Origin of the sequence: Pantanalinema rosaneae CENA516 (assembly GCF_050753385.1) — a bacterium.
Lineage (GTDB): Bacteria > Cyanobacteriota > Cyanobacteriia > Leptolyngbyales > Leptolyngbyaceae > Pantanalinema > Pantanalinema rosaneae.
The window spans coordinates 1-3,250 of record NZ_JBLZFZ010000140.1; the positions used below are offsets into that span (position 1 = coordinate 1).

Consider the following 3,250-nt stretch of genomic DNA (forward strand, 5'->3'; position numbering starts at 1 on the left):
AGATGTGTATAAGAGACAGCCCCTATCTCCCCTATCTCCCTCATCTCGCCAAACCACCTGCTGATAAACTCTCTGTGCCTCTGCCTCCAGATACTGCACCTCAGCCTGAAGTAATTCGGCGGTTTGTGCCAGGGCAGATTCTACTTGGGGATTCAGGTGGGTTTGCAGGTAGGGAATTAATTCTTGTCGGATGCGATTGCGCCTATAGTTCAGGTCTTGATTGTGGATATCGTGCCAAACTGTTAATCCCATTTCCTGACAGAATTGAGCCGTTTCCCGGCGAGTGATGGTGAGTAAGGGGCGGACAAGATCAACCCCTGAAACTAAAGTTCGTTGCCAGGTTAAGGCTTGGAGTCCGTCGGCTCCACTACCGCGTACCAGATTATACAGCAGGGTTTCTGCCCGATCGCTGGCGGTATGTCCAGTCGCAATTCTGGAGTAACCCTGTTGCTGTGCCAGGTCGGTCAATTGCTGATAGCGCCAGGTGCGGGCGGCAGCTTCGGTAGGTGGGATAGGCTTAAGAGCGGTGATGGCATAGTACGGTAACTGCCACTCTGTAGCGATCGTCTGGACAAACGCCGCATTCCCTTCATCTCCCTGCCAGCGATGATCACAGTGAGCGATCGCCAGTTGCCAACCCCACTTGTCTCGTAAATCTAGCAGGATTTTTCCTAAACAAAGAGAATCCTGTCCGCCGGAAATTGCCATGAGGACAGGTTGCCCCGGAGGGAGCAGCGATCGCACTTTCAGTAGGCGGTGCAGCCGACTGTGTAAATCAGTCCAGATCGGCAGACGATCGCGCATCGATTGGCTACAGCACTCTTAGGGTACTGGCGATGTTTTTAATGGCGGGCATTGTTTGGATCTCGGCTAAGGCCTGCCGGAAGTTGCCCTCCCGCACATCATGGGTGACGACGACAATTTCTGCCAAATCGCCTCGCAATCCCGTTTGCACCACCGATTCCAAACTGACATCATGGTCGCCAAAACACGTACCCAGTTTGCCAATTACCCCCGGATAATCCTGAGTCAGGAAGCGGGCATAGAAGCGAGTGACCAATTCCTCCATCGGCGCGATCGTGCAGTAGTGCTGATGGGAGCAAGCCAGTAAGGGATCGAGTAAGGGGGTGCCATCCGATCGGGTAACCCCACCCCGTTCTACTTTCAACAAGGCGGCAATATTAAGGATATCGGACACGACAGCGCTGGCTGTAGGCCCCGCCCCCGCCCCCCGCCCAGAGAACATCACCTGTCCCACTGGATCGCCTTCCACCAGAATCGCATTGTAGACATCATTGACGCTGGCGAGAGGATGATCCTTGGGAACAAGCGTCGGATGGACACGAATTTGTAACTGCTCAGAATCTTCCGCCGCCGCTAGAGGATTGCGTTTGGCAACTGCCAGCAGTTTGATCACAAAGCCCAGCTTTTCAGCATAGGCGATATCCGCTGCACTGATCTGTTGGATACCCTCACAGTGAACTTCCGAGAGCTTAATCCGCCCGTTAAATGCCAGAGATGCCAGAATCGCAATTTTATCAGCCGCATCTAAGCCATCCACATCAGCCGTGGGATCGGCTTCGGCATAACCTAAGCGTTGGGCATCGGCCAGAATCTCGGCAAAGTCGCCACCTTCATTTTTCATCCGCGTCAGGATGTAGTTCGTCGTGCCATTCACAATCCCCATCAGAGTATGAATCCGGTTGGCACAGAGGGATTGCTTCAAGGGTTCAATCACCGGGATGCCACCGCCAACGGCTGCTTCTAGCAGGACATACACCCCTGCCTGATTGGCAGCCGTGAAGATTTCGTCGCCAAACCGAGCGATCGCCGCTTTATTGGCAGTCACCACATGTTTGTGATGGGCAATAGCTTTGAGGATCAGCGATCGGGCAGGTTCCAAGCCACCCATGACTTCCACCACAATATCAACGTCTGGATCGGTGACGATCGCCTCTAAGTCAGTGGTTAAAGCCGTTGTCGGCAGATTGACTTCCCGTGGTTTATCCAGCGATCGTACTCCCACCCGATACAGTTCTAATTCCTGCACTAATGGATGCCGCTGCGACGGTTCCAGCAAAATTTGCGCTGTCCCTGTACCAACCGTGCCTAACCCTAACAAGCCAATCTTGAAAGCCACAGTGTTTGTTTGATCCGAACGACAACCTTCATTGTAAGGGAGGGGCGGAAAACTCAGGGTGAGAGATTCACGATCGGGAGCTTTTGCCAGTTACCTGAAGCTCTTCTTCATACAGTGTCCTGACAACCCCAAAAGTTCTATGAAGAAGGGGGTATGTCATAGTCTTCGACCCAAGCGCTCGGTTACGGTAAGTAACCTGGCATCTCCATAAGCAATGCAATTAGCTGCTCGTTGTTCCCCTCCTGTTGATCGTCCAGAGACAGATTCAGCAGTAGCGATGATATCTGAAACCAATCAGACTATCTACTCGCAACTCAAACTGTCTCTCAGTCTCCATTTGCGCCGTCAAGTGTTTCTGGCGGTGTGTGATGACCTGGCACTACGCAATCAGTTAGCCGCCCGCCTGCAAGCAGAACTAGCCTATCCAACTCCGACTCAGAATGGTACAGGACAGGGACGATCGTCCGGCTGTCCACAACTGGTTAGCCTCAAGCTCAACCTGCGGAATCCCAATCCGATGGCACAGATTGCCCACTGGCTAACCCATCACCTCCCCCCCTCTGGAGCCAATGGGCTACCGACGATCGGCTTTCAAATCTTGGGGATTGAGCAGCTCACACGCCAACCCGCCCCAGTGCAACGACGGTTTCTCAGCCATCTGCAAGAAATCGAATTTTACCTGCCTTCCCTGGAATCCTCTTTATTACTCTGGCTGTCTCGTCCCTGGTTGCGATCGGTGCAGCAATCGGCTCCCGCCTTTTGGGAATGGCATACTGCCTTATTTGAATTTGAAGGCGATCCCACCCCTGTTTTGTCCAGGGCTGCTACTCAGCAGACTCCTCGCGATCGTGTACCCGATAGCCGCCAAGCTACCCCAGTTCCGGTTAGCGAAGCAGCACCTCCTTCATCAGATGCCACGTTGTTAGAGATTCTGAATCACGACCTGGCTCAATTAGATCACGATCACAGTCACTCAACGGTTCCCCTAGAAGCAACCCCCAAAGTCGTTGAAGCAGACACCGAAATCCGTGATATACCCACTGCCCCCGCCGCTGTCCCCGCTGCCGTTGCTGCCCCACCCGCTACACCTCCTGTCTCTTATACACATCT

3 protein-coding genes are annotated in these 3,250 nt (G+C 53.4%); 1 reads left to right on the forward strand and 2 read right to left on the reverse strand.

Going from position 1 to position 3,250, the window contains the following annotated elements; all coding sequences use genetic code 11:
* Positions 1–804, reverse strand: an 804-nt coding sequence (gene tilS / locus ACN4EK_RS32255; RefSeq protein WP_431662540.1) for a tRNA lysidine(34) synthetase TilS, incomplete at its 3' end; no start/stop codon positions are given.
* A 7-nt stretch (positions 805–811) separates the two neighbouring features.
* Positions 812–2,140 (reverse strand): homoserine dehydrogenase, encoded by a 1,329-nt coding sequence (locus ACN4EK_RS32260; RefSeq protein ID WP_431662541.1) that lies wholly within the window; start codon positions 2,138–2,140, stop codon positions 812–814.
* Positions 2,141–2,417: 277 nt separating this feature from the next.
* Here ACN4EK_RS32260 and ACN4EK_RS32265 point away from each other — a divergent pair.
* A partial coding sequence (locus tag ACN4EK_RS32265; RefSeq protein WP_431662542.1) for a hypothetical protein occupies positions 2,418–3,250 on the forward strand: 833 nt, incomplete at its 3' end.